At 67.2% G+C, this 23,941-nt stretch carries 19 protein-coding genes; 9 read left to right on the top strand and 10 right to left on the bottom strand.

Features of this window, described 5'->3' with window-relative positions:
• Positions 1-427 precede the first annotated feature (427 nt).
• The 9 genes from parC to AC6A67_RS00315 form a co-directional block, all read right to left on the bottom strand.
• Positions 428-2,671 (bottom strand): DNA topoisomerase IV subunit A, encoded by a 2,244-nt coding sequence (parC, locus tag AC6A67_RS00355; RefSeq protein ID WP_498034529.1) that lies wholly within the window; start codon positions 2,669-2,671, stop codon positions 428-430.
• 369 nt (positions 2,672-3,040) lie between these two features.
• Positions 3,041-4,288: an MFS transporter gene (locus tag AC6A67_RS00350; protein WP_498034528.1), complete on the bottom strand. Its 1,248-nt coding sequence runs from the start codon at positions 4,286-4,288 to the stop codon at positions 3,041-3,043.
• A 395-nt stretch (positions 4,289-4,683) separates the two neighbouring features.
• Positions 4,684-5,472, bottom strand: a complete 789-nt coding sequence (gene recO / locus AC6A67_RS00345) for a DNA repair protein RecO (protein WP_498034527.1) — start codon at positions 5,470-5,472, stop codon at positions 4,684-4,686.
• A gap of 66 nt (positions 5,473-5,538) precedes the next feature.
• Positions 5,539-6,531: a GTPase Era gene (era, locus tag AC6A67_RS00340; protein WP_498034526.1), complete on the bottom strand. Its 993-nt coding sequence runs from the start codon at positions 6,529-6,531 to the stop codon at positions 5,539-5,541.
• A gap of 258 nt (positions 6,532-6,789) precedes the next feature.
• Positions 6,790-7,479 carry a ribonuclease III gene (gene rnc, locus AC6A67_RS00335; protein WP_498034525.1) on the bottom strand — a complete coding sequence of 230 codons (690 nt, stop codon included), beginning with the start codon at positions 7,477-7,479 and terminating at the stop codon, positions 6,790-6,792.
• Positions 7,480-7,484: 5 nt separating this feature from the next.
• A complete protein-coding gene (gene lepB, locus AC6A67_RS00330) occupies positions 7,485-8,255 on the bottom strand; it encodes a signal peptidase I (protein ID WP_498034524.1) in 771 nt (256 codons plus the stop codon).
• 297 nt (positions 8,256-8,552) lie between these two features.
• Positions 8,553-8,963 (bottom strand): holo-ACP synthase, encoded by a 411-nt coding sequence (acpS, locus tag AC6A67_RS00325; protein WP_498034523.1) that lies wholly within the window; start codon positions 8,961-8,963, stop codon positions 8,553-8,555.
• Positions 8,964-9,404: 441 nt separating this feature from the next.
• The gene (locus AC6A67_RS00320; RefSeq protein WP_498034522.1) at positions 9,405-10,106 is read right to left on the bottom strand and encodes an aquaporin; all 702 of its coding nucleotides are present in this window, start codon (positions 10,104-10,106) and stop codon (positions 9,405-9,407) included.
• 702 nt (positions 10,107-10,808) lie between these two features.
• Positions 10,809-11,576, bottom strand: coding sequence for a pyridoxine 5'-phosphate synthase (locus AC6A67_RS00315; RefSeq protein WP_498034521.1), 768 nt, complete (start codon positions 11,574-11,576; stop codon positions 10,809-10,811).
• Between the two features lie 395 nt (positions 11,577-11,971).
• On the opposite strand from AC6A67_RS00315, the gene AC6A67_RS00310 reads away from it, so the two are divergent.
• Positions 11,972-12,664: a dienelactone hydrolase family protein gene (locus tag AC6A67_RS00310; RefSeq protein ID WP_498034520.1), complete on the top strand. Its 693-nt coding sequence runs from the start codon at positions 11,972-11,974 to the stop codon at positions 12,662-12,664.
• A gap of 192 nt (positions 12,665-12,856) precedes the next feature.
• Here AC6A67_RS00310 and AC6A67_RS00305 read toward each other — a convergent pair whose 3' ends face one another.
• Positions 12,857-14,140, bottom strand: a complete 1,284-nt coding sequence (locus AC6A67_RS00305; protein ID WP_498034518.1) for a hypothetical protein — start codon at positions 14,138-14,140, stop codon at positions 12,857-12,859.
• Positions 14,141-15,052: 912 nt separating this feature from the next.
• Between AC6A67_RS00305 and rpsF the strand changes: the two genes are divergently transcribed.
• The 8 genes from rpsF (at position 15,053) to AC6A67_RS00265 (ending at position 23,879) form a co-directional block, all read left to right on the top strand.
• Positions 15,053-15,523, top strand: coding sequence for a 30S ribosomal protein S6 (rpsF, locus tag AC6A67_RS00300; protein WP_498034517.1), 471 nt, complete (start codon positions 15,053-15,055; stop codon positions 15,521-15,523).
• 2 nt (positions 15,524-15,525) lie between these two features.
• On the top strand, positions 15,526-15,762 hold the full coding sequence (rpsR, locus tag AC6A67_RS00295; RefSeq protein ID WP_191318772.1) for a 30S ribosomal protein S18: 237 nt from the start codon (positions 15,526-15,528) through the stop codon (positions 15,760-15,762).
• 180 nt (positions 15,763-15,942) lie between these two features.
• Positions 15,943-16,911 carry a DUF2232 domain-containing protein gene (locus AC6A67_RS00290; protein ID WP_498034516.1) on the top strand — a complete coding sequence of 323 codons (969 nt, stop codon included), beginning with the start codon at positions 15,943-15,945 and terminating at the stop codon, positions 16,909-16,911.
• A 41-nt stretch (positions 16,912-16,952) separates the two neighbouring features.
• Positions 16,953-17,519, top strand: a complete 567-nt coding sequence (rplI, locus tag AC6A67_RS00285) for a 50S ribosomal protein L9 (protein WP_498034515.1) — start codon at positions 16,953-16,955, stop codon at positions 17,517-17,519.
• A 381-nt stretch (positions 17,520-17,900) separates the two neighbouring features.
• On the top strand, positions 17,901-19,394 hold the full coding sequence (locus AC6A67_RS00280) for a replicative DNA helicase (protein ID WP_498034514.1): 1,494 nt from the start codon (positions 17,901-17,903) through the stop codon (positions 19,392-19,394).
• A 568-nt stretch (positions 19,395-19,962) separates the two neighbouring features.
• Complete coding sequence (gene alr, locus AC6A67_RS00275) at positions 19,963-21,159, top strand: alanine racemase (protein ID WP_498034513.1); 1,197 nt, start codon at positions 19,963-19,965, stop codon at positions 21,157-21,159.
• A gap of 392 nt (positions 21,160-21,551) precedes the next feature.
• Positions 21,552-22,985, top strand: coding sequence for a DNA repair protein RadA (gene radA, locus AC6A67_RS00270; protein ID WP_498034512.1), 1,434 nt, complete (start codon positions 21,552-21,554; stop codon positions 22,983-22,985).
• A gap of 276 nt (positions 22,986-23,261) precedes the next feature.
• On the top strand, positions 23,262-23,879 hold the full coding sequence (locus AC6A67_RS00265; protein ID WP_498034511.1) for a CvpA family protein: 618 nt from the start codon (positions 23,262-23,264) through the stop codon (positions 23,877-23,879).
• The last annotated feature ends 62 nt before the right edge of the window (positions 23,880-23,941 follow it).

Genomic DNA, 23,941 nt, shown 5'->3' with positions numbered 1-23,941 from the left:
GGCGTGTGAGGCTTCCTGTAAAGTTCACAACTTTGTGAAGCAACGCCCAAGCTTCAGATATGAACACGTGCGTTGAGGCGCCGAAGATCGCTTTACGCGCACAGCGAAAACCAGAGCTACGCCGATCTGTCGCTACGTACCTGCGATGGCAACCCATCGGCAGCCATGGGGATGGCGCCGGGCGTGCGCGCCCGCAACATTTGATCAGGTGGCGCGGCGGCGATCAGGGCGCAGCAAAGCGCCGGCGCCCGCGCCCGCCGCGCCAGCGCCCATGATGCGCGAACGCGCAGCCTACAGCCGGCGCGCCGCACCTGCCCGGCAAGCCGCCCTGCTTGCCAGACCTTCGGAAAACGGCGCCGCTCCACGCCCTCGCTTCGCCTGTCGTATAGCCTTCCGTCAGGCGCCGCATCTTTCCACGACCGTACGCTCAGCCGAAGCGGTTGTTCCTTGGGAACCCCTTGGGCGGCAGGCGGCCAGCTTCGGCGCGGTTACCAACCCAGTCGCGCAAATCATTCTCGGACACCGTCCAGGTGCGCCCGGAGGTGTCCTTCCACGTCAGGCCATCGGCGAGATTGAACGTCTTGGCGTCAGAGGCGCCGCCGTCGCGGTATTTCTGCAGACGCACGCCCTTGCCGCGCGTCATCTCCGGCGCCTGCACCAGCGGGAACACCAGCAATTTGCGGTTCTGGCCGATGATCGCCAGATGATCGCCCGCCACCGGGGCGCAGACGGCGAGCTTGTGCGGCGCGTCCATCACCATGATCTGCTTGCCCTTGCGGGTATTGGCGACCATGTCGTCGGAGCTGACCATAAAGCCCCGGCCCTCCGTCGAAGTGACGAGCATCTTCTCGCCAGCCCGATAGGGCCATGCGGCGACGATGCTGGCGCTCTCGTCGAGATCCACCAGGATGCGCAGCGGATCACCCACGCCGCGCCCGCCCGGCAGCTTCGACGCCTCGATGGTGAACACCCGCCCGGTGCTGTCGGCCAGCAGGATGCGCGACGTCGTCTCGGCGTGGAACGACAGCGCCAGGCTGTCGTCGCCCTTGAACTGCAGGCCTGAGACGTCGGCGACATGGCCCTTCAGCGCCCTGATCCAGCCCTTGGCCGACACCACCACGGTGATCGGCTCGCGCTCCACCATGGCCTCGGTCAGATCAATCGTGCTGGCGGCAGGCGCCTCGGCGAGATCGGTGCGTCGCTTGCCGAGTTTTGTTTCCGGGCCAAACAATTTGCCGATGTGGCGGATCTCCGCCGACACCTTCTTCCACTGGATGCTTTCGGAGCCGAGCAATTGGTTGAGCTCGGCCTGCTCCTTGAGCAGCGCCTCCTGCTCGGTGCGCAATTGCATCTCTTCGAGCTTGCGCAGCGAGCGCAGGCGGGTGTCGAGAATGGCGTTGGCCTGCAACTCGGTCAGCGCAAAGCGCTGCATCAGCGCCGGCTTCGCCTCGTCCTCCTCGCGGATGATGCGGATCACCTCATCGAGGTCGAGATAGACAATGAGCAGGCCGCCCAAAATCTCGAGCCGCCGGCCAATCACCTCGAGCCGGTGGCGCGAGCCGCGCTGCAGCACATCGCGGCGATGGTCGATCCATTCCCCTAAGGTCTCGGCGAGGCCGAGCACCTTCGGCACCCGGCCGGCGGTGAGCACGTTGAGGTTGAGCGGCACGCGACTTTCCAGCTCGGTCAGCCGGAACAGCGTCTCCATCATCAGCTCTGGATCGACGGTGCGCGAGCGAGGCTCAAACACCACGCGCACGTCTTCCGCCGATTCGTCGCGCACATCGGCCACCAGCGGCAGCTTCTTTTCGTGCAACAGATCGGCGATCTTCTCGATCAGCCGGGCCTTTGGCACCAGATAAGGAATCTCGGTGACCACGGCGACCCAGCCGCCACGGCCGGTGTCTTCCTTCTCCCAGCGGGCGCGCACCCGGAAGCCGCCACGCCCGGTGGTGTAGGCGTCGACGATATTGGCCTGCGGCTCAACGATGACGCCGCCGGTGGGAAAATCCGGCCCCTTGACGAAATTGAGCAGCTGCTCCGACGTCGCGTCCCGATGGCCGATCAGATACAGCGCCGCCGCGCACAGCTCGGCGACATTGTGCGGCGGGATCGAGGTCGCCATGCCGACGGCGATGCCCTGCGAGCCATTGGCCAGCAGATTGGGAAAGGCGGAGGGCAACACCGCCGGCTCATTGGTCGAGCCATCGTAATTGGGACGGAAATCGACGGTCTCATCGTCGATGCCCTGCAGCAACAGGCGCGCCACCTCGGTCATGCGCGCTTCGGTGTAACGATGGGCGGCGGGGCCGTCGCCATCGATATTGCCGAAATTGCCCTGTCCTTCCACCAGCGGATAGCGCGAGGCGAAATCCTGGGCGAGGCGCACCATGGCGTCATAAATCGCCTGGTCGCCGTGCGGGTGGAACGAACCCATCACGTCGCCGACCACCTTGGCGGATTTTTTGAATGGCGTGCCCGGATCGAGGCGCAACAGCCGCATGCCGTAAAGGATGCGGCGATGCACCGGCTTCAGCCCATCGCGGGCGTCGGGCAGCGCCCGGTGCATGATGGTCGACAGCGCATAGTCGAGATAACGCTGCTCCAGCGCATCGCGCAGTTCGACGTTCTCAATGCCGTCGTCCGATGGCGTCCCGACCTGCTTACCCATCACCTTCCCCGGTGTGCGCCGCGCCCACCTTGCGGCTGCGCCATCGCGATGACCCCTGACCAGTGGCGCAACGCCAGCAGGCGCCGGCGGCCCAGCCCCAGACCGGCGACAAGCCGCTTGCAAAGCCGCTTGCCAAGCCACTTGCCAATCCCCAGGCGCGCCGCGTCCGCAAGGCTTGCGCCCGGACGCGCCCATGTAGCGCCCGTGGGGCGCCAATAGGCGCCTTTGGCGGCGCGCGCCGATCGTCCAGGCAGTCACTCATGAAGACATGAGAACGGGTAGCGAACAAACAACGCAAAAGCAAGCACTTGCCTGGTGTTTCGCCGCCTCCTCAACCGTGCTGTGGCCATGGCGCCGCAACCGCAACCCTCAGCCGGCGGTCCTGGCGCGTCCTGGTGGATGCGCCAGCAGCCAGGCGGCGATGAGTTGCAAGGCCACACACAGCGTCAATGGCGCCCGGTAGCCGCCGGTGAGATCATGGATGACGCCGACCACCAGCGGGAAAAACGCGTAGAAAAACTGCCCCACCGCCACGGTCATGCCCATCACCAGGCTGAAGGCCCGGGCTGGAAACTCACGCTGGATGATGGTGGCCGGCAGCGTGATCAGATTGCCCACCGACAGGCCGAACAGCGCCACCGCCGGGAACAGCACGAGTGGCGTCGTCGGCCAGATGATGATGGCCGCCAGCGCCAGCGCCTGGCTGAGGAGGCTGAACACCGTGGCCATGCGCTGGTTGATGCGATCGATGACGAAGCCCATGGCGAAGCGCCCGGCCACGGCGGCCAGCGCCCCGACCATCAGCGCCGCCGCCGTCCGCTGGTTGCCCAGCGTTGGCAGCAGCAGCGCCACCTGATGCATCAAAAAGCCGACCTGTGCGCCGAAACCCAGCGCGAAAGGCGCGGCGATGCTCCAGAACCGCCACGACCGCATGGCCTCGCGCCAGTTGCCGGGAGCGTCGTCGGAAAGGCCATGCGTGGCGGTGGCAGGCTGAGGCGGCGGCGCGGCCCGCCCGGCGAGCCCAAAGATCACCAGCGGCAGGACGATGAGCATCATGCCCAGCGCCAGCCAGGTGACGCTGGCGGCGAGGCCGTAGATGGCGCTCAGTTGCACCAGCGCCGGGGCGACGATGACGCCGGCGATGCTCGCGCCATTGAGCGCTAGGCTGATGGCGAGGCCGCGCCGGCCATCGAACCAGCGCGCCAGCGTCGCGGCGATGGCGGTGGAGCTGGTGCAGGCCCAGCCGACGCCAAGCACGGCGTTGGCGGCGAACAGCATCCACGGACTGGAAGCGTTGGCGACGCCGATCGCCCCGGCGGCCAGCACCACCACCCCGCCCGCCAGCAGCACCCGCAGATCGACCCGCGAGAACAGCGTGCTGACGCCGAGCAGGCAGGCGGCGCCGAACACGTAATAGAAGGTGATCGACGCCGACACCAAAGACGTCGGCCAGCCATTGGCGCGCTGCAGCGCCGCCAGATACACCGGCTGGCCATAGAAGCCGAAGCCCCAGGCGAAGATCGCCATGAAGAAGCAGGCGACCACAGCCGGCCAGCCGGCGGCGAACTCACGCACTGGCCGGCCAGCATCGGCGGCGCCAGAGAGCTGCGCCGTCATGCGGCCGCCCCGCGTCCGCTTAGCGGCGCCTGGGCCAAATTGGGTGGCGATTGCAGCATAAGGGCGCTCCCTGCGGCGGGCCGAGGCGCACAGACTGGCACGGCGCCAAGCGCGCGCCTATCCGCCTTCTTGCCCCGTAACTGACAGGGAGCCAGCGCGAGCCAGCACAATTGCCCATACGTCCGCTGCGCCGGGGAAATTCTACATATATCGCAGCAAGATCGCGTCAGCCGCCCTACGACTGCCGAGCATTGCTGATCACGCTGGGCAGGGTTGCGTCGCCCCGCGCTCGGAGGGTCTGGCGTCAACGGGGCGCCTCGAGAGCCGGATGTCAGGATTGCGGGCGCCGCCTGCGCAAGGACCTGTGGCAGCCTGCGTCAGCCCTGGCGCGCCCGTCAGGTGGGAACGGACCCCGGGTCAGCGGCCCCAACAGCAGCAGCGCCCACCTTGCCCCCCTCTGCGCCACTGCGTTGCAACAGCGCGATCGCCCGCGCCCGCCCCCCTGGCATGCCGAGGCCGCGCGGGCCAAAGACGTTGCGCTGCAGAAAGAAGCCCGTCACCCGCAGGGCGTCGATCACCTCGGACGTCGATGGCGCGGCCTCGGTGGCGCCGGCCAGAAACGGCGGCAACGGCAGCAGCCGCTCTTTCCACGGCGCGCCGGCGGCGGCGCAGACGGCGCAGCCGGATTTGGGCGAGACATAGATCAGCTCGTCCGTGCCGCCGGTCGCGGCGCAGCGACCGAGGTCCAGGCCAAATCCCAGCTCGGCGAGGATAGACAGCTCGAATAGCGCCAGCAGCCCCGGGCCGATGGCGGGGTGGCCGATCTGGTCGCACAGCAGCGCCAGCGAATCATGCAGGTCAGGATGGGGATCGCGTTCAGGCAGCAGCCGGGTCAACTCGGTGGCTGCGCCGAGCAGATTCAGCGCCAGTGCCGAACCCATATAGCCGGCGGCCCGCATCTGCCGCGGCTCCACCGTATAGATGCCGAGCTGCTCCTCCAGCCGCGCCCGCCAGACCAGCGACACGGAATTGCCAGGCTGCAACACTGGCTGGAGCCGCGTGGCGCGGCCGCCCCGCACCACGCCAGCGTGGCGGCCATGGCGGAGCGTCATGACCTCAAGGATCACGCTGGTTTCGCCCAGCCGCCGTACGCCGAGCACCAAGCCTTCGTCAGCCCACTCCATCGCCGCCCGGTTCACCCCAGCCCTGGCGCCAGCCGCTGACTGGCGACTGGCCTGCTTGGGGGTTGCTCAGCTCCTGGGAAATTCCAGCCCCATCTCGCGATAGCGCGCCGGGTCATCGCCCCAGTTCTCGCGCACCTTGACGAACAGGAACAGGTGCACTTTCGCGTCGGCCGCCTCGGCGATGTCAACGCGGGCCGCCGATCCGATCGCCTTGATGGTCTGGCCGTTCTTGCCCAGCACGATGCTGCGCTGGCTCTCGCGCTCCACGAAAATGGTCTGCTCGATGCGCACCGAGCCGTCGCGCTGCTGCTTCCACGTGTCGGTCTCGACGGTGGAGGCGTAGGGCAGCTCGTCGTGCAGGCGATTGAACAGCTTCTCGCGGGTGATCTCGGCGGCCAGCTGGCGCAGCGGCGCGTCGGCGATCTGGTCTTCCGGATAGTGCCAGTGATCGATGGGCATGCGATCGGCCAGCCACAGCTTGAGATCCTCGACGCCATGGCCCTTCATCGCCGAGATCATGAAGGTGCGCTCGAAATCGCCCATCTCATTGACCTTCGCCGCCAGCGCCAGCAGGCGCTCGCGCGGGATCAGGTCGATCTTGTTGAGGATCAGCACCTTGGGACGGCGCACCTCGGCCAGCCGCTCCAGCACCGCCTCGACCTCCTCATCGACGCCCTTGCGCGCATCCACCAGTAGGCAAATGATGTCGGCGTCGCCAGCGCCGCCCCAGGCGGTGGTGACCATGGCGCGGTCGAGCCGACGCTTGGGCCGGAAGATGCCAGGGGTGTCGACAAAGATCATCTGGCTGACGTCGTGGATGGCGATCCCGCGCACCAGCACCCGCGTCGTCTGCACCTTGCGCGAGATAATCGACACCTTGGCGCCGACCAGCGCATTGAGCAGCGTCGACTTGCCGGCGTTCGGCGCGCCGATCAGCGCGACAAAGCCGCAGCGTGTCGTCAGTTCGCCCTCAGCCGGCGGCGCGGCGGGCGATGCGGCGTCCACCGCCCCTTGTGCCGGGCCTTGCGCGGGAAGCTGCGGGGTGTCGTCGTCGGTCATGTATGCTCCTGCACGCGCCGTCCCCGGCCCTGCTGGCCAGCGTCACGTCGCGCTGCGCCCGATGGCGGGCGCTGTTATTCTAGCGCAGATGCGCATTAGGTGATGAGAAATTTTGGCCCCGACGCCATGAGCGGCGTCAGGCAAAGCTGATGTCAGGGTATGCGACGCGCGCCCTGCCCCATCAAGGCGCCACGGCCGCGCCGCCCAGGGCAGCTGGCGCGCTGCAACGCGAGCCCACACGCCGCACCACGTCTGTCCTCAGCTGTCGACGCCCTCGCGCGCCAGAAACTGGCCTGCGGCGTCCTGCTCGGCGGTGCGCTTCGAGGCGCCCTTGCCGAGGCAGGGCGGATAGCCTTCCACCAGCGTTGAAATGGTGAACACCGGCGCGTGGTCGGGACCTGTGGTCTCCACCAGCTCGTAGCCCGGATTGGGCAGGCCACGGGCGTGCGCCCATTCCTGCAGCGTGGTCTTGGCGTCGCGCAATGGCCGGCGCGGCGCGTGCATGCGCGGCTCGAAGGCGGCGCGCACCACGGCGGCGGCGGCCTCATGGCCAGCGTCGAGGTAAACCGCGCCGACAATGGCCTCGCAAACATCGGCCAGCAGCGAAACATTCTGGCGGGCGCGCGGGAAGGCGCCGCCGGCGGCGAGGCGCAGATGCGGCGGCACATCCCAGGCCTTGGCCACTTCGGTGCAGGTTTCGCGTCGCACCAGCTCGGCGAGGCGGCGGGACAGTTCGCCCTCTTCGGCGGCGGGGAAGCTGCGGAACAGCATCTCGGCCACCACAAGGCCGAGCACCCGGTCGCCGAGAAATTCCAGGCGCTGATACGAGCCGATGCGGTCGTCGGCGCCGCTGACATGGGTCAGGGCGCGCTCAAGCAGGCTGCGATCGCTGAAACGATGGCCAATGGCGGCCTCTAGGGCCGCCAGCGATGGTTTGCGGGACGCCATTTTGCTTAACGAACTCTCGTGAACAGACGGTCCCAGCGCACGCTCCAGGGCCACTTCCAGAACTGCCAGGCGGCGGCGTCTTCCTTCACCGAGAAGAAGATCAGCTCAGCCCGGCCGATAAAATTGACGAAGGGCACATAGCCGACGCTGGCCTCGTCGCGACTGTCGGTGGAATTGTCGCGATTGTCGCCCATCATGAAATAATGGCCGGCGGGCACCGTGTAGACATAGGTGTTGTCCCAATAGCCCTTGTCGCCGTCACGCTCGATGATGCGGTGGCTGGTGCCGCCAGGCAACGTCTCGATATATTGCGGCACCGGGACCTGCCGCCCCCACGAATCCGTGGTGATGAAATCCTCGATCTTTTTGCGCTCAACGATCTGGTCGTTGATGTACAGTCGGCCGTCGCGCATCTGGATGCGGTCGCCAGGCATGCCGATGACGCGCTTGATGTAATCGGTGGCGTTGTCCTTGGGCAGCTTGAACACCGCCACGTCGCCGCGCTTCGGCTCGGACGCCAGCACCCGGCCGCTGAACAGCGGCGGGCTGAACGGGATCGAATATTTCGAATAGCCGTAAGAGTATTTCGACACGAACAGATAGTCGCCGATCAGCAGCGTCGGGATCAGCGAACCTGAGGGAATGTTGAACGGCTGAAACAGCAGCGTGCGCACCACAACCGCGATCAGCAGGGCCTGCACGATAACCTTGATGGTCTCGTAGAGGCTGCCCTCCTTGGCTTGCCTGTCTTTCCTGTCGACTTCCGTGCGCGCCATGCAGCGGGCTTCCCTCGCCAGCCGCACTGCGGCCCCGGCGGACTGTGTTTCGAAACGCTCCCCGTCGCTGCGCGTCTGCGCCAGCCAGCAAGGCGCGCCATGGATAGCGCATGACCCGGCCAGGCTCAATGACCCGACGCAAGCCCCCCCTGCAGCAAGCCCCGACGGTCAGCGCTGATGTGCCAGCGCTCTATCTGCGCCGAATGCGGCGCAAGCGGGGCCGTACCCGGCGGCGCTGTGCCCTGGCGGGACTGGCCCTCGTCGCCCCCCTCTCACCGTGTATCGCCTGACGGACGCTCACCCCTCCGGCAGAGCGGGCAGCGCCTCGATAATGACGAAGGCCTGGGCCATGGGCGGATCATCGGTCAGCGACACATGGATCACCGGGCGCATGCCCGCCGGGATCATCTGGTTGAGGCGCACGAGGGCGCCGCCGCTCAGCCGCATGGTTGGACGCCCGCCCGGCAAATTGACCACCTCCATGTCGCGCCAGAACACCCCGAGCCGCAGCCCGGTGCCGAGCGCCTTCGAACACGCCTCCTTGGCGGCGAAGCGGCGCGCGTAAGATGCGGCGCGGGTGGCGCGACGGTCGCTCTTCGCCCGCTCGCCTTCGGTGAAGATGCGGTGGGTGAACCGGTCGCCGAACCGCTCAATCGACCGGGCGATGCGGTTGATGTCGCAAAGGTCAGAGCCAAGGCCAATGATCATGGATGGGTGTTCCGGTGTGCGGGTGAAGACAGCGAACCATGCGCCATCCCGAGGCGGCCATATCAGAAACGACAAGGTCAGAAGCGACAGCGCTATATAGGCCATCCGGCCTGCCGACGGAACCGGCGCCGCCCCAGCGCAGGCCGGCTGAGGCCGGCAAACGCGGGCGAGTGCTGGCGGAGGCTGGCAAAGGCCGGCAACGGCTAGCAAGTGCTGGCGGGAGCCGCCGCCCCGGTAATGGCCGCTTCCCGACGAAAAAACAGGCGGCGCCAGGTCAATGGCGCCGCCTGCAACATCTTCGGGCGATCACACGGGTGTTGATCGCTGCCTCATACCAGGATGCGAAGATGCTGACGCATCCGCATCCTGACATGCTCAGGCGCCGCACGGGCTTAACCAGAACCCGATGGGTCATACGCATCGGGTTCTGGCATCAGCCGGTCAGGCCAGACGCTCCGTATCGCCGGCCCGGGAGATAATTCCGGCGATCAGCCCGCCGATCAGCGGCGCTGCGATGAACAGCCAGACTTGTGACAGCGCCTTGCCGCCGACGAACACGGCGGGGCCAAGGCTGCGGGCCGGATTAACCGACACGCCGGTGACATTGATGAACACCACATGGATGACGAACAGGGTCAGGCCAATAATCAGGCCGGCGATGGCGGCGTTGGCCGCAGGCTTCGTCACCTGCAGGATCAGATAGACGAAGATAAAGCTGATCAGCACCTCGACGAGGAATGCGGCCATCAGGCCATAGCCGGCCCCATAGCCCTCGCCCCAGCCATTCTGGCCAAGGCCGGACTGGGCGACGTTATAGCCCCCCACCTTGTCGCTGAGCACCAGCACCAGAAGGCCGGCGCCGATGACGCCGCCGATCACCTGGGCGATCATGTAACCAACCGCGTCGCCCACGCCCATGCGGCCCGAGGCGAGGAAGCCAAGGGTCACGGCGGGGTTGATGTGACAGCCGGAGATGCCGCCGATGGTGTAAGCGGCGATCATCAGGCCAATGCCGAAAGCAAAGGCGATGCCCAACAGGCCCATGGCGGTGCCAGGGCCGGCGCCCGTCGACAACACCACCGCGCCACACCCGAAAAATACCAGAAGGGCCGTGCCATAGGCCTCGGCCAGCAGTTTGCTCATGCCGTTCATTGCTACCCCCAGTTCGGCGCCCAGGGCGCCGGATTCACCTGGCCAGCCTGCTGGCTGGCGGCACACGCTGTCCTGGACGGTGACGCGGGGTCGTGGCGCGCAGCGTTGCGCTGGGGTTCACAAGTACCCGGACGCGTCACCGTAGACTTCACCATATGCACACGACGACGTGACGGCGTGGTTACTGGTTGTTGCCCGATTCTCGCTCATAAAGAGTATCAACCTGCACAGATCGCAAAATATTGATAGGCGCAATGCCATGATCATTGTCGTGCAGGTCTGTGATTACATCGCGGCGCCGCATTGACGCGCCCAGGGACGGGCGGAAGCCACGACGGCTGTGCGGCGGCGCGCGGGAACAGGCCAGGACAAGTAGGCAAGCGGCAAGGGGCAAGGGGCAAGTGGCAAGCGGCGCGCTGACAAAAATGCGGCGGCCAAAAAATCGAACGCCAATCACCGCCTGGTGAGCAGCGCCATGCACGCCGCGCCGTTAAAGCTCCCAGGTTCCCCAGGGCGCGGCTATCGCCTTACGCAACGCAAACCGCCATTTGAGTTGGCGCAGCGGGATGAGCGGGCGCCCCCATCACGCGGATGGCGAAATGCGCCCGCACGGCAGACCGCGTACAGGGCATGGCGCAGGCGCGCGAGGCCCTTGCCAATCCAGCAGTGCGGAGCGGCAAGCCGCCGCGCAGCTCAGTCCTGCCGGGCCGCCACGATCCGGCGCCGCATCTCGCCGACCGCATCGGCGAGACCGGTGAAGATCGCCTCTCCGACCAAAAAATGCCCAATATTAAACTCGGCGATCTCCCTGATCGCCGCCACAGGCCCCACTGAATCGAAGTTCAGACCGTGCCCGGCATGGACCTCCAGTCCCAGTTCAGCGCCAAGCGCGGCGGCGGCGCGGATGCGCTGCAATTCACGCAAGGCTGCGCGGCTGTCGCCGGCGTCATGGTGATCGCAATAGGCGCCGGTGTGCAGCTCCACCACCGGCGCGCCCAGCTCCACCGCCATGTGCAGCGCCGCCGGATCGGCCTCGATGAACAAGGACACCCGGATGCCCGCGGCGCCCAGATCGGCGATCATCGGCGCCAGCTCAAGCCGCCGCCCCACCACGTCGAGCCCGCCCTCGGTGGTGCGCTCTTCGCGCTTCTCCGGCACGAGGCAGACCGCATGCGGCAGCACCTGCAAGGCGATGCCGATCATCTCCGCCGTCGCGCCGGCCTCAAAGTTCAGCGGCGCCGTCAGCTCCTGCTTCAGCCGGCGGATGTCGTCGTCGCGGATATGGCGACGGTCCTCACGCAAATGGGCGGTGACGCCATCGGCGCCGGCCGCCACCGCCAGATGCGCCGCCCGCACCGGGTCCGGCAGCGCGCCGCCGCGCGCATTACGCACCGTCGCCACGTGATCAATGTTGACGCCAAGGCGCGGCCCGCCGCGCTGGCCTGCATCTCCGCTGCTCATCCCCTGGCCTCCACTGCCTGTAAACGCCGCCTAGGCCGGCGCCGCACGCCGACGCCGACGCCGACGCCGACGCCGCAGCCAGACAACTTTCGTGCGGCCAACGCAAGTCGTCTGACGCAACGGCCGCTGAAAGTGGCCCCGCCGGTCGCCGCCTCCCTGTCACCCCCTGCACCCAGTTTCGCCGTATCCTTCACAACAGGCGCGCCCTGCCCCTCCGCCACCCAGCGCAGCGGCCAACTGTCCGTGCGGCAACAGCATCCAGCCGCAGGAAATGGCGCAGACGATGATTTATTGTTGCGCAGATACGGTGTTCCTGCTGCACAATACCCTCAACGACAGATCAGAAGAGCGCCGACGCCTGACGACGGCGACGCGACAGCGGAGGGCAAGCGGCCATGAACGGCGTCACTGAGGGCATGATCGTCACTCTTGAAGCCGCGGATGGCTTCGTGTTCTCAGCCTATCGGGTTGAGCCACGGCGCGAGCCGCGCGGCGGCGTCGTCATCCTGCAGGAAATTTTTGGCGTCAACCCGCATATCCGCGCCGTGGCCGACACCTACGCCCGCGCCGGCTATGTCACCATCGCTCCGGCGCTGTATGATCGCGTCGCCCCCGGCGCCGAGCTGGGCTACGGGCCCGCCGACGTGGCGCGCGGCATGGAATTGCGTGGCCAGTGCGACCTCGAGGCCGTGATGCAGGATATCCAGGCGGCGATCGATGATGTGGCGCTGGCGGGCCGCACGGCGGTCGTCGGCTATTGCTGGGGCGGCCAGCTGGCCTGGCGCGCCGCTCACGCCCTGGAGGGCCTGTCCGCTGCGGTGATGTATTATGGCGGCGGCGTCGACGGCCTCGGCGATCTGACGCCGCGATGCTCCGTGCTCGGGCATTTCGGCGCCCACGACGCCCACATCCCGGTCGACCGGGTGCTGCCGCTGCAGACCCGACACGCGCAGCTGGTGGACATTCACGTCTACCAGGCTGACCACGGCTTCAACTGTGATGCCCGGGCCAGTTACGACGCGGCGGCCGCGCAGCTGGCGTTGCAGCGCACCCTCGCCTTCCTCGACCAGCGCCTCAACCAGGACTGACGTCCGCCGCGACGCCCTGCCAGACGCGAGTCAGACTGCCAGGTCGGCAAGCGAGGGGTTACATGCGCCGGGCCTGTTCTGCACGGCGCGTCACTGGTCGCTACGCATATCCAGGGCAAGTCTGCTTCAGGGCAAGTCTTCCGGTCATCGCCCCTCGCCGCGCCACTGGAGCGGCGGCGCCGGCGCTCAGCGTCAGTCGTTGAAGGCCCCGGCGTGGCGGGCGTCGCCAAGGCGCGACAGGATCACCCCGCCAGGCCAGCTGCTGGCCGAACGACTCACCGCCGGTCGACGGGCGCTATAGGTCACCAGCGTGTCAGAGAAATGCGCCCCATCAGCGCTGCGGGCGTCGTCGACCGCCGCTTCCGCCGCCAGCATCATGGCGCGCAGGTCATGGCCGACTTCCGACGAACTCACCATGCCCACCCGTGCGCGCACTGGCGCTTCCCACGTCACATCCGTATCGTCGACCGCAGTTTTACGCGACCAGACGCCGGCATCGCCCGGTTCGGCGACAACGGCGGCGCTACGCTCCAGAACCCGGCGCATTTTCACGGCGACAATATCAGGCTCGACGCCAGGCATCACCACGGCGATGGCGCCGGCCTTGCCACGGGCAATAATGTCCGACGGTCGCGTCAGCTCCATCAGCTGGTCATGAATGGCGCAAAGCCTCGCCTCGACACTGGCTGGCGGCTGGCCATCGAGCTGGATCGACACGAAGGTCATTGGCGCGCCCAGCCTGAGCTGCGCCGCCACCAGACGCGCCGCCGGCGCCAGAAACGCCCCGAGACTAAGAGCGCCAGTGCGCGGATCCAGCGCCGTGACCACCTCATGGCTGCGCTGGCGCCGCTCCCGCGACATGCCGAGCGCCAGCGCCGCCGCCGTCGAAATGGCGATCGCTGCGGCCAGGGTGAGCCAGACGCCATAGGGCATGGCGCGCGTGGCTACGCCCGCCGGCCCGGGCCCGGCGCCCAGCATGATCTGGACCAACAGGCAGACGAGCACGACCAGTAGCGCCGCCGCCAGAGGTTGCCGTGACGGCAACGCCTCGCGACGGCCGCGCCAGACCTCATACAGCGCCAGCAGCACGTAGCCGCAGCACAGCAGCCCGGCCGACGTGATCACCATGTTGACGTCCACGGCGGCGCCAACCGCCATCACAATGGCGAACCAGATCACGGGCGCCCCGGCGAGCGCAGGCCAGATGACAGCGCGACCATCAAACAGACGCACCGCCTGCCAGATCAGTCCGAAGGAGGAGACAATCAGCGCAGCGCCCGCAACGCCTGCAACGGCGGGCCCGTTGAACACCTGCCAGACCGTCAGCCCGCAGCCGGCGGCCAGCACAGCGAAGGCCGCCGCCCACCAGGCCACCGCGGCGCTGCCCCGGTCCATCCACCACAGGCTGACGAGAAATCCACCCTGTGTCAGGGCGATGACGGCGATGACGCTCAATATCGTCGCAAATTGCAACATCACAGCCTCCCTGAAAAAATGTCGCTGGGTCGACCCGCCGCCGCACGCACCTGTCCATCAACTTGCCGCAAAGATAACGCGCCAGACGCACAAATAATAGCGCAACTTTGCGCACTGACTAATACTTTCCGGTCAGTCACAACCAAATGCGCGCTTCATGACCCAAATTCCCCGCCTTGCCTTGTAAAATGACGCCCGTCCGCCGCGCTCTTCCTGCGACCCAACACCCATGTTGCCGTGACGCAACCCCCGAACGTTGGCCAGTAACGCAGAAAAAGCGCGTGGATGCGGGGTACTGCGGCAAGTGCAGGGGCACGTTCCATCCGGAACAATGTCAAATAACGCTATTAATCAAGAATTGCGCCATCCTTTACATTGCGGGGCCTCGTCGCGTCCCGCCGACCTGCGCCAAACCGGGCGTAACCGGGCGTAACCGGCGCGTACATCGCGCGGCGCGCTGTCGCGCCACGCGTCATTCCGCAAGGGTATTTTCCGGCCGCAAGGGTATTTTCCGGGGAGCGGCGGCTGGCGCGCGCCGGCCCTGCGCGCCCGCCGGCCACCGCGGCCCCCCTGCGAATCCCGCCGTCGATCCGACGCGTCAGCCGGCGACGTCAGCCGTCATCGTTCCCGGCCAGCGCGCCCGGCGAAGGCGACTGCCCGAAAAACCGGCGCCCACCGCATATCAGCGCCCTGAAGCGAACGCCGCCGCCTTGCCAAGGCCCCGGCAATGCTATAGGGGACCCACTTCCACGTCGGCTCTGGCCGGAAGCTGAACGGATGCCCGTCTCAAGGCGGGGGACCCTGGTCCTATCCCGTGTTTCCGCCTTCGAACCCACGCTCGGGCCTTGCAACAACGAGGCTCGAAGGGCTTGGCGCCAGAGCGATGTGAACCACTGAGAAGAGGCCCGATTTATGGCGCTTTATGAACACATCTTCCTGGCTCGCCAGGACATCAGCGCGGCGCAGGTCGAAGCGCTGGTTGAGCAGTACAAGGGCGTGCTGGAAGCCGCCGGCGGTTCGGTTCGCAAGGTCGAAGCCTGGGGCGTGAAGTCCCTGGCCTATCGCATCAAGAAGAACCGCAAGGCGCATTTCACCCTCCTCACCATCGACGCCCCGCACGCTGCGGTCGCCGAGATGGAGCGTCAGATGGGCATCAGCGAAGACGTGCTTCGCTTCATGACCATCCGCGTTGAGGCCCTGGAAGAAGGCCCGTCGGCGATGATGCAGAAGCGTGATCGCGACGACCGTCGTGACCGCGACGGCGAGCGTGGCGGCTTCGGCGGCGGCAACCGTTTCGGCGGTGAGCGCCGTGGCGGCGGCGAGCGCCGTGACCGCAACCGTGACGCCGAGGCTTCGGCTGCTGCTTCCAGCGAGGAGAACTGATCATGGCTGCTGCTCCGCGTCGCCCCTTCTTCCGCCGTCGCAAGACCTGCCCGTTCTCGGGCCCGAACGCGCCGAAGATCGACTTCAAGGACACGCGTCTGCTGTCGCGCTACATCTCTGAGCGTGGCAAGATCGTGCCGTCGCGCATCACCGCCGTGTCGGCGAAGAAGCAGCGCGAGCTGGCCCAGGCCATCAAGCGCGCCCGCTTCCTCGGCCTGCTGCCTTACGTCATTCGCTAAGGCGCTGACAGCGCCGCTTATGCGGCGCCTGTCACAGCTTCCGCGCATCCCGGCTGCCCGGGCTGCGCCCTCCGACCGGACACCATGCGCCGGTCACATCAGGTCGCCGGACGGGATCCGGTATTGTTGGGGCGGCGTGGCCTTCCCCTAACCCTGCCAAGGCAGCGGGACAGCAGGACAATGCAGATACAGCTTCTCACAGGCATTGGGGCAGGCCTCGCCTCGGCCCTCCTGTTCGCGGTGGTGATCTCCGGATCTCCGGCCGCCATTTTGCTGTCTTATCTCGCGCCGCTGCCCATTTTCATCGTCACCATCGGCTGGCGTCACCTCACCGGCCTGATCGCCGCCGCGACTGGCGTGATCGCCTGCGCCATCGCCTTCCGCGCCACAGGCGGCATGACCACGGCGCTGACCTATGGCGTCGGCCTCGCCCTGCCAGCGTGGTGGATCGGCTATCTGCTGATGCTTGGCCGCACCGACGAGGACGGCCACAGCGAGTGGTATCCGCTCGGCAATCTGCTGTTCTGGCTGGCTGGCGTCGCCGCCTTCGTCACCGTGCTCGGCGTCATCGCCATCGGCGGCTCCTATGAGGCCTATGAGAAGACGATGCGGGCCGGGCTCAACGCCATGCTGCAGGCCAGCAAGGACGCTGGCGCGCCGATGCTGCCCGACAGCGTCGACGCCAATGATTTCGCCAGCACCGTCATCGCTGCCGCGCCGCTGCTGGTCGCCGCCTCCTTCGTGCCGATGCAGGCGCTCAATCTGTGGCTGGCCGCACGCATCGTCGCCGCCAGCGGCCGGCTCCAGCGTCCCTGGCCAGTGCTGGCCGCGGCGCGCATGCCGTTTGCGGCGCTCGGCCTGTTCGCCATCGCCTTCGCCCTCGCCGTCTTCGCCCAGGACCTGATCGGCCTCGCCGGCGTGGCGCTAGCCGGCGGCCTGGGCGCGGCCTATGCGCTGCAGTGCCTTGGCGCGCTGCATCTGGCGCTGAATGGCAAGACCGCCCGCCCCTTCATCCTCGCGACCCTCTACGCGCTGATGATTCCGTTTTTCGTCTGGATTGTCCCGGCTCTGGCAGTCGGCGGCATTCTCGATTCCATTGCCCGGGCCTTCCGCAGGAATGGCCCGCCGCCTCCCGCCAACGACGCCTGACAGCAGGCGCCGCGCACACACAGTAAACATTGGAGCATATCATGCAGGTCATTCTTCTCGAGCGCGTCGCCAAGCTCGGCCAGATGGGCGAGACCGTCCGCGTCAAGGACGGCTTCGCCCGCAACTTCCTGCTGCCGCAGGGCAAGGCGCTGCGCGCCACCAAGGCCAATCTGTCGCGCTTCGAAGAGCAGCGCGCCCAGCTCGAGGCCCGCAACCTTGAGCGTCGCGGCGAGGCCGAGAAGGTCGCCGAGACCCTGAACGGCGAAGCCTTCGTGCTGATCCGTCAGGCTGGCGAGACCGGCGTGCTCTATGGTTCGGTGTCGTCGCGCGACGTCGCTGACGCCCTGACCGAAGGCGGCTTCACCGTCGCCCGCCAGCAGGTCGACCTCAACGCCCCGCTGAAGAATCTCGGCCTGCACGAGGTCGCCATCAACCTGCACCCGGAAGTTGCGGTCACCGTGACCATCAACATCGCGCGCAGCGCTGAAGAGGCCGAGCGTCAGGCCCGTGGCGAGGACGCCGTGGTGCGTGAGGAGACCAGCCTCGACGACCTCGGCCTGGAAGTTGGAGCGGCCCTGGCCGAAGCCGGCGACGACGTCGAGCTCTGAGACCCTGCTTTCCCAAACGGAAAGTTGGCGGGCGTCCCTCCGGGGCGCCCGTTTTTTTTGCGCCATGCGCCCGCAGCCTGAGCCGGGCGCGACGCTACTTGCGCAGCTGAGACCATCAAGACCCAGCGCCGTCGGGGACTGACCACAACCCGCTGGGTCATGCTCACCGGGCCCTGACCGTTCGTCGTTTCCGTCCTGCGACTCACCGCGGCCCTGCTCAGCCGCCCCGTCAAAGCCGCATGACCTCAGGGTGTGAATCCCTGTGGGCGAGTGTTGACGAACGCCAGGCACGCCTGCCTGGCGGGCGGATTGTGACGACGCAGCCGGCCCCGACGTGCTATCACTACCCCCTCTCCGTCATGGTTAATGTTCTGGTGGAAAATGTCGTCTGCAAACGCGCTCGTCACTCGCCTCGAGACATCAGCCGAACCGGCGCATCGCGTCGCGCCGCATAACCTTGAAGCAGAAATGGCGCTGCTCGGCGCCATGATGATCAATAATGACGCCTATTACCGGGTGTCCGACTTCCTCAACCCGGAACATTTTTATATCGAGGCGCACCGCCGCATCTATGAGGTGGCGTCACAGCTGATCCGCGCCGGCAAGATCGCCACGCCGATCACCATGAAAACCTTCCTGCAGGGGCTCGACCTCGGCGGCGAAATGACCAGCGCCCAATACATGGCGCGGCTGGCGGCGGAAGCCACCACCATCATCAACGCCGAGCATTATGGCCGCGCCATCTATGACCTCGCCATCCGCCGCGAGCTGATTTCGGTCGGCAGCGATATGGTCAATCTGGCCTTCGACGCGCCGGTCGAGGCCTCGCCCCGCGACCAGATCGAGGAGGCCGAGCGCAAGCTCTATGCGCTGGCCGAGACCGGGCGCTATGACGGCGGCTTCATGCCATTCGGCAATGCGCTGACCGAGGCCATCGACATGGCGGCGGCGGCGTTCAAGCGTGAGGGCAAGCTCTCTGGCATCTCCTGTGGCCTCACCGACCTCGACGCCAAGATGGGCGGCCTGCAGCGCTCCGACCTGATCATCCTCGCCGGTCGCCCGGCCATGGGCAAAACCTCGCTGGTCACCAATATCGCGTTCAACGTCGCCAAGGCGTGGCGGGCCGAGCGACGCTCCGACGGGGTGATGGAGACCAAGAACGGCGGCGTCGTCGGCTTCTTCTCGCTGGAAATGTCGGCCGAGCAGCTGGCCAACCGTATTATCGCCGAGCAGTCGGGCGTCGCTTCCTACAAGATCCGGCGCGGCGACTTGCAGGAGGATGAGTTCATCCGCATCGCCGATGCGGCGCGCGAGATGCAGTCGCTGCCGCTGTATATCGACCAGACCGGCGGCATCTCCATCGCCCAGCTCACCGCCCGCGCCCGCCGGCTGAAGCGCCAGCGCGGCCTCGACCTGCTGATCGTCGACTATCTGCAGCTGCTCACCGGCTCGTCCAAAAAGGGCGAGAACCGTGTCCAGGAAATGACCGAGATCACCACCGGCATGAAGGCGCTGGCCAAGGAATTGCAGGTGCCGATCATCGCCCTGTCACAGCTGTCGCGTCAGGTCGAGTCGCGCGACGACAAGCGCCCGCAGCTGTCCGACCTGCGCGAATCCGGTTCGATCGAGCAGGACGCCGACGTGGTGATGTTCGTCTATCGCGACGAATATTATCTCAAGATGAAAGAGCCGAAGCCAGGGACCGAAGAACACTTCAAATGGCAGGCCGAGATGGACCAGGCCCACGGCAAGGCCGAAGTGATCCTCGGCAAGCAGCGTCACGGCCCCACCGGCACGGTGCAGCTGGCGTTCGAGGCGGAGATCACCCGATTCTCCAACCTCGCTCAGGAAGACCGCATGCCGGAGCACTACTGAGCCAGGCACGCGGCGGCGGCCCCGCCGCAGGCAGGGCGCAGCCGCATGTGCGCCACGGGAACCGGCGATCGCTCGCCGCTGCGAGGCACGCACGCCAGCGGCCATAGCAGCCAGTCTTGCGTCCCCGGCGGGCCACAGCATGATCTGGCCGGTCTACGCCGCGCACGCCTGACCAGTCTTTCCGTCGCCGCAATGCTGTCGCTATATCACTGGCGCCGTCGAGGCGCCCTGGCTGGCCTAAGACGGGCTATGACAACGGGCGATGACAACGGGCGATGACATGAGCACGTGCCCGTCGCCCTCCCATGTGTGGCTTGCCATGTGTGACTTGTCATTTGTGGCCTCCCATATGTGATTTGCCGCCACGACGCCGCGCCTGCACGCCGCCGCCTGGCCGCGCCCTGTCAAGGCCTGTGGGCTGAGCAAAAGGACCGGATCGGGATCCATCGGACCAGGAACAGTCACACTTGGTAAACCCGGGCCATGGCAAGCCTGACCAGCGCAGCCTGGACCGGGTCCGGCCCGATTTGCGCGCGACTGGGCTAGTTCGAGTGGGCGAGAGGACGCCATGCACCATACATCTACCGCCGAGGCGATCGCTCCCGAGCTGGCCGGCGGCGTCCTGCACATTGACCTTGCGGCGCTCACCAACAATTGGCGCCGCCTGCGCGCCGCCTCGGGCGACGCCGAATGCGCCGCCGTGGTCAAAGCCAATGCCTATGGCGTCGGCCAGGCCGAGGCCGTTCCGGCGCTGTGGCGGGCTGGCTGCCGCACCTTCTTCGTCGCCCACCCCGCCGAGGCGCTGCGCGCCCGCGCCGACGCCCCCGGCGCCGTCATCTATGTGCTCAATGGCCTGCCGCCAGGCGTGGCCCGGCGCCTCGCCGCCGCTGGCGTGCGCCCGGTGCTCGGCTCCGTGGCCGAGCTGGAAGAATGGCGGCGCGAGGCCGGCGACGCCCCGGCGGGCCTGCAACTCGACACCGGCATGAGCCGGCTCGGCCTCACCGAAGCCGAAGCCGCCGCCGTCGCCAGCCAGCCCCCTGCCTGCCTCTCCCTGGTGATGAGCCATTTCGTCGCCGCGGAAATCCCCGATCACCCGATGAACGCCGCCCAGATAGCCCGCTTCGAGGCGATGTCAGCGGGTTTTGGCCCCACGCCGCGCTCGCTGGCCAATTCCTCCGGCATCATGCTGCCGCAGCGGCCGCATTTTGACCTCACCCGGCCTGGCTATGCGCTCTACGGCGGCAACCCCACCCCTGACCACGCCAATCCCATGCGCCCGGTGGTCAGCCTGCGCTGCCGCATCCTGCAGATCCGCCACGTGCCGCAGGGCGTCACCGTCGGCTATAATGGTCGCTGGCGCGCCCTGAGGCCCAGCCGCATCGCCATCGTGTCCGTGGGCTATGCCGATGGCTTCCTGCGCAGCGCCAGCACCCGCAACCTCGACGCCCCGCTGGCCAACGCCCATGGCGAGCCAGGCGGCGCGGCGCTGGTGGCTGGCCAGCTGTGCCCCTTCGCCGGCGTCGTCTCCATGGACCTGCTGGCCATCGACATTACCGACGTTGCGGAAGGCGCCGTCGCAGCGGGCGATGACGCGACGCTGATCGGCGACAGCCTCGATATCGATACGGTGGCCGACCGCATCGGCTCCATCGGCTATGAGGTGCTGACCAGCCTTGGCCAGCGCTATGCGCGCATTTATGCGGCCGAGGCGGCGCAGCCTGAGGCGGCCACAGAATCGGGCGCGGCCCCTGCCTCACAGACCTGACTGGTCGAGCGTTGTGCGCCTGCCTCGGAAGGATCAGGGCCAAGGTCAGGGCCAAGGCCAGGGTCAGGGCCCGCCGCGCCGGCAGCGGTTGGCAGAGTCATTTCAGCGCTTTGGCCTGATCCATGCATGTATCGGAGGCGCCGCGCATGATTGACTGGCGCATGCATCGGCTGACAGCGCATAACCGGCTACGACGCTTGCCATGCTGATTCCGCCGCCGTGCGCAAACCACTGCAACGGCTGACGCTTTGGTCAGGACGGCGCGGACTGGCTCGCGTTGGGCTGACTTTTTTGCGCCTGCAGCGCGCCCCTTGCTTGCGCCTGCCGGGCGTCCCTTTGCTTTCGCCTGCGGCGCGTATATGGCCCCGCCTGCCCAACTGGAGTTACGCCCCTTGGCCCGCGCTGTCCGTCAATTCATCTGCCAGGTCTGCGGCTCGACCCAGCCGCGCTGGCAGGGCAAATGCGACGCCTGCAACAGCTGGAACTCGCTGGTCGAGGAAGGCCTCACCGCGCCCATCGCCGGCGCCAGCGGCCCGACGTCGCGCAAGAAGGGCCGGACGTTCCAGCTTGAGGGCCTGCGCGGCGACACCGCCGAGCCGCCGCGTCTGCCCACCGGCATGGCCGAGCTCGACCGCGTCACCGGCGGCGGCTTTGTGCGCGGTTCCGTGGTGCTGATCGGCGGCGATCCGGGCATCGGCAAATCCACCCTGTTGATCCAGGCCTGCGCCCAACTGGCGAAGGGCGGCCACCGCGTCGTTTACATCTCGGGCGAAGAAGCGGTGGCCCAGGTGCGGCTGCGCGCCGAGCGCCTGCAACTGGCCGACGCCCCGGTGGAGCTGGCGTCCGAGACCAATGTCGAAGACATCATCACCACCCTCAGCCAGGGCCAGCCGCCGCGTCTGGTGATCATCGATTCGATCCAGACCATGTGGACCTCCGCCATCGATTCGGCTCCTGGCACCGTCACCCAGGTCCGCGGCAGCGCCCAGAACCTGATCCGCTTCGCCAAGACCTCGGGCGCGGCGCTGATTCTGGTTGGCCATGTCACCAAGGATGGCCAGATCGCCGGCCCGCGCGTCGTCGAACATATGGTCGACGCCGTCGCCTCGTTTGAAGGGGAGGCCGGGCATCACTTCCGCATCCTGCGCGCCGTCAAGAACCGCTTCGGTCCCACCGACGAGATCGGCGTGTTCGAAATGACCGGGCTCGGTCTCAGCGAGGTCAGTAATCCCTCGGCGTTATTCCTCGCCGGCCGCGACGTCAACACGCCGGGCACGGCGGTGCTGGCGGCGATGGAGGGCACGCGGCCGCTGCTGGTCGAGGTGCAGGCGCTGGTCGCCCCGACCTCACTCGGCACCCCGCGCCGCGCCGTGGTCGGCTTCGATTCCAGCCGCCTCTCCATGATCATCGCCGTGCTCGAGGCCCATGGCGGCGTCCGCCTCGGCCAGCACGACGTCTATCTCAATATCGCCGGCGGCATGAAGATCACCGAGCCTGCGGCTGATCTGGCGGCGGCGGCGGCGCTGGTGTCGTCGCTGTCAGGCAGCGCCCTGCCGCCCGATACGGCGTTTTTTGGCGAGATCGGCCTGTCCGGCGCGATCCGGCCCGTGGTGCAGGCGGCGACCCGCGCCCGTGAGGCGGCCAAGCTAGGCTTCCGCCGCGTTGTCTCACCGCCCCTGGCCCAGGAAAAATCCGCCAGCGCCCCGGCCCGCAAGCCTGCCAGCGCCGAGGCGGTGACCACGCCCGTCAGTAATATCGCCGACCTCGTGGCGCTGATCGCCGCTGGCAGCCCCAGGCGCCGACCGGAGCGCGAGGACGAGGATTGAGGGCTGAGGCTCGGTGCGGCGCAGGCGCCCCGCGCGCCGTCGCGGCGGCCCCACCAGACGCCGGACGCAAGACGCCCATTGGCCAGTCCAGACCGGCAGGCCCAGGCCAGAAACACCATGAACTGAGCCTGATTGGCGCGACAGGCAGACGTTCAGGCTATAAGCGCCGCAACAGCGCGCATGAAAGGTTTCTTTTGACAGGCTGGCCACTTCGTCGGAAAGAAGCATACCCGTGCGCTACGGACATTCCCCAGCTAACCGGACCCGGTGTCGTCTATGCCAGTTTCGCTTCTTGACCTGATCGTGCTCGGCGTCGTGCTGCTATCGGCGCTGCTGGCGGCCGTGCGCGGCGCAACGCGCGAGGTGCTCGCCATCGCCTCCTGGGCGATCGCCGCCGTCGCCGCATTGATGTTGCATCAGCCGCTGTTGCCCATTGTCTCGCAGCACATCAACAATCCCACCATCGCGCTGGTGGTGACGATCGCGGCGATCTTCCTCGTCACGCTGATCATCGTGTCCTTCATCACCCTGCGGATCTCCGATCTGGTGCTGGATTCGCGCATCGGCTCGGTCGACCGCACCCTGGGCTTTATTTTCGGCGTGGCGCGCGGCCTGCTGATCTGCGTCATCGCTTACATCTTCTTCAGCTGGCTGGTGCCCGAGAAGATGCAGCCTGAATGGGCCCGCGACGCCCGCCTGAAGCCCTTCCTTGAGAACAGCGGCCAGAAGCTGCAGAGCATGCTGCCGGAAGATCCCGAGGCGATCATCGCCAAATACCGCAATCGCCAGAAGGCGCCTGAGGCCGGCGCCGACACGCCGCCAGCTGAAGGCGAGAGCGCCCGGCCGCTGCCCGCCCCCAACGCCGCGCCGCAAAACGGCGGCGCGCGCCAATAAGCCTGCGCGCCGTTCAGGTCTGGCGCCCATCTGGCGCGCCAGCAAAAGGTTGACGCGGCGTC

The organism is Camelimonas sp. FR25, from assembly GCF_059740505.1.
Note: the sequence above shows the minus strand (reverse complement) of the source record. Positions and strands in the feature narration are given on the sequence as shown.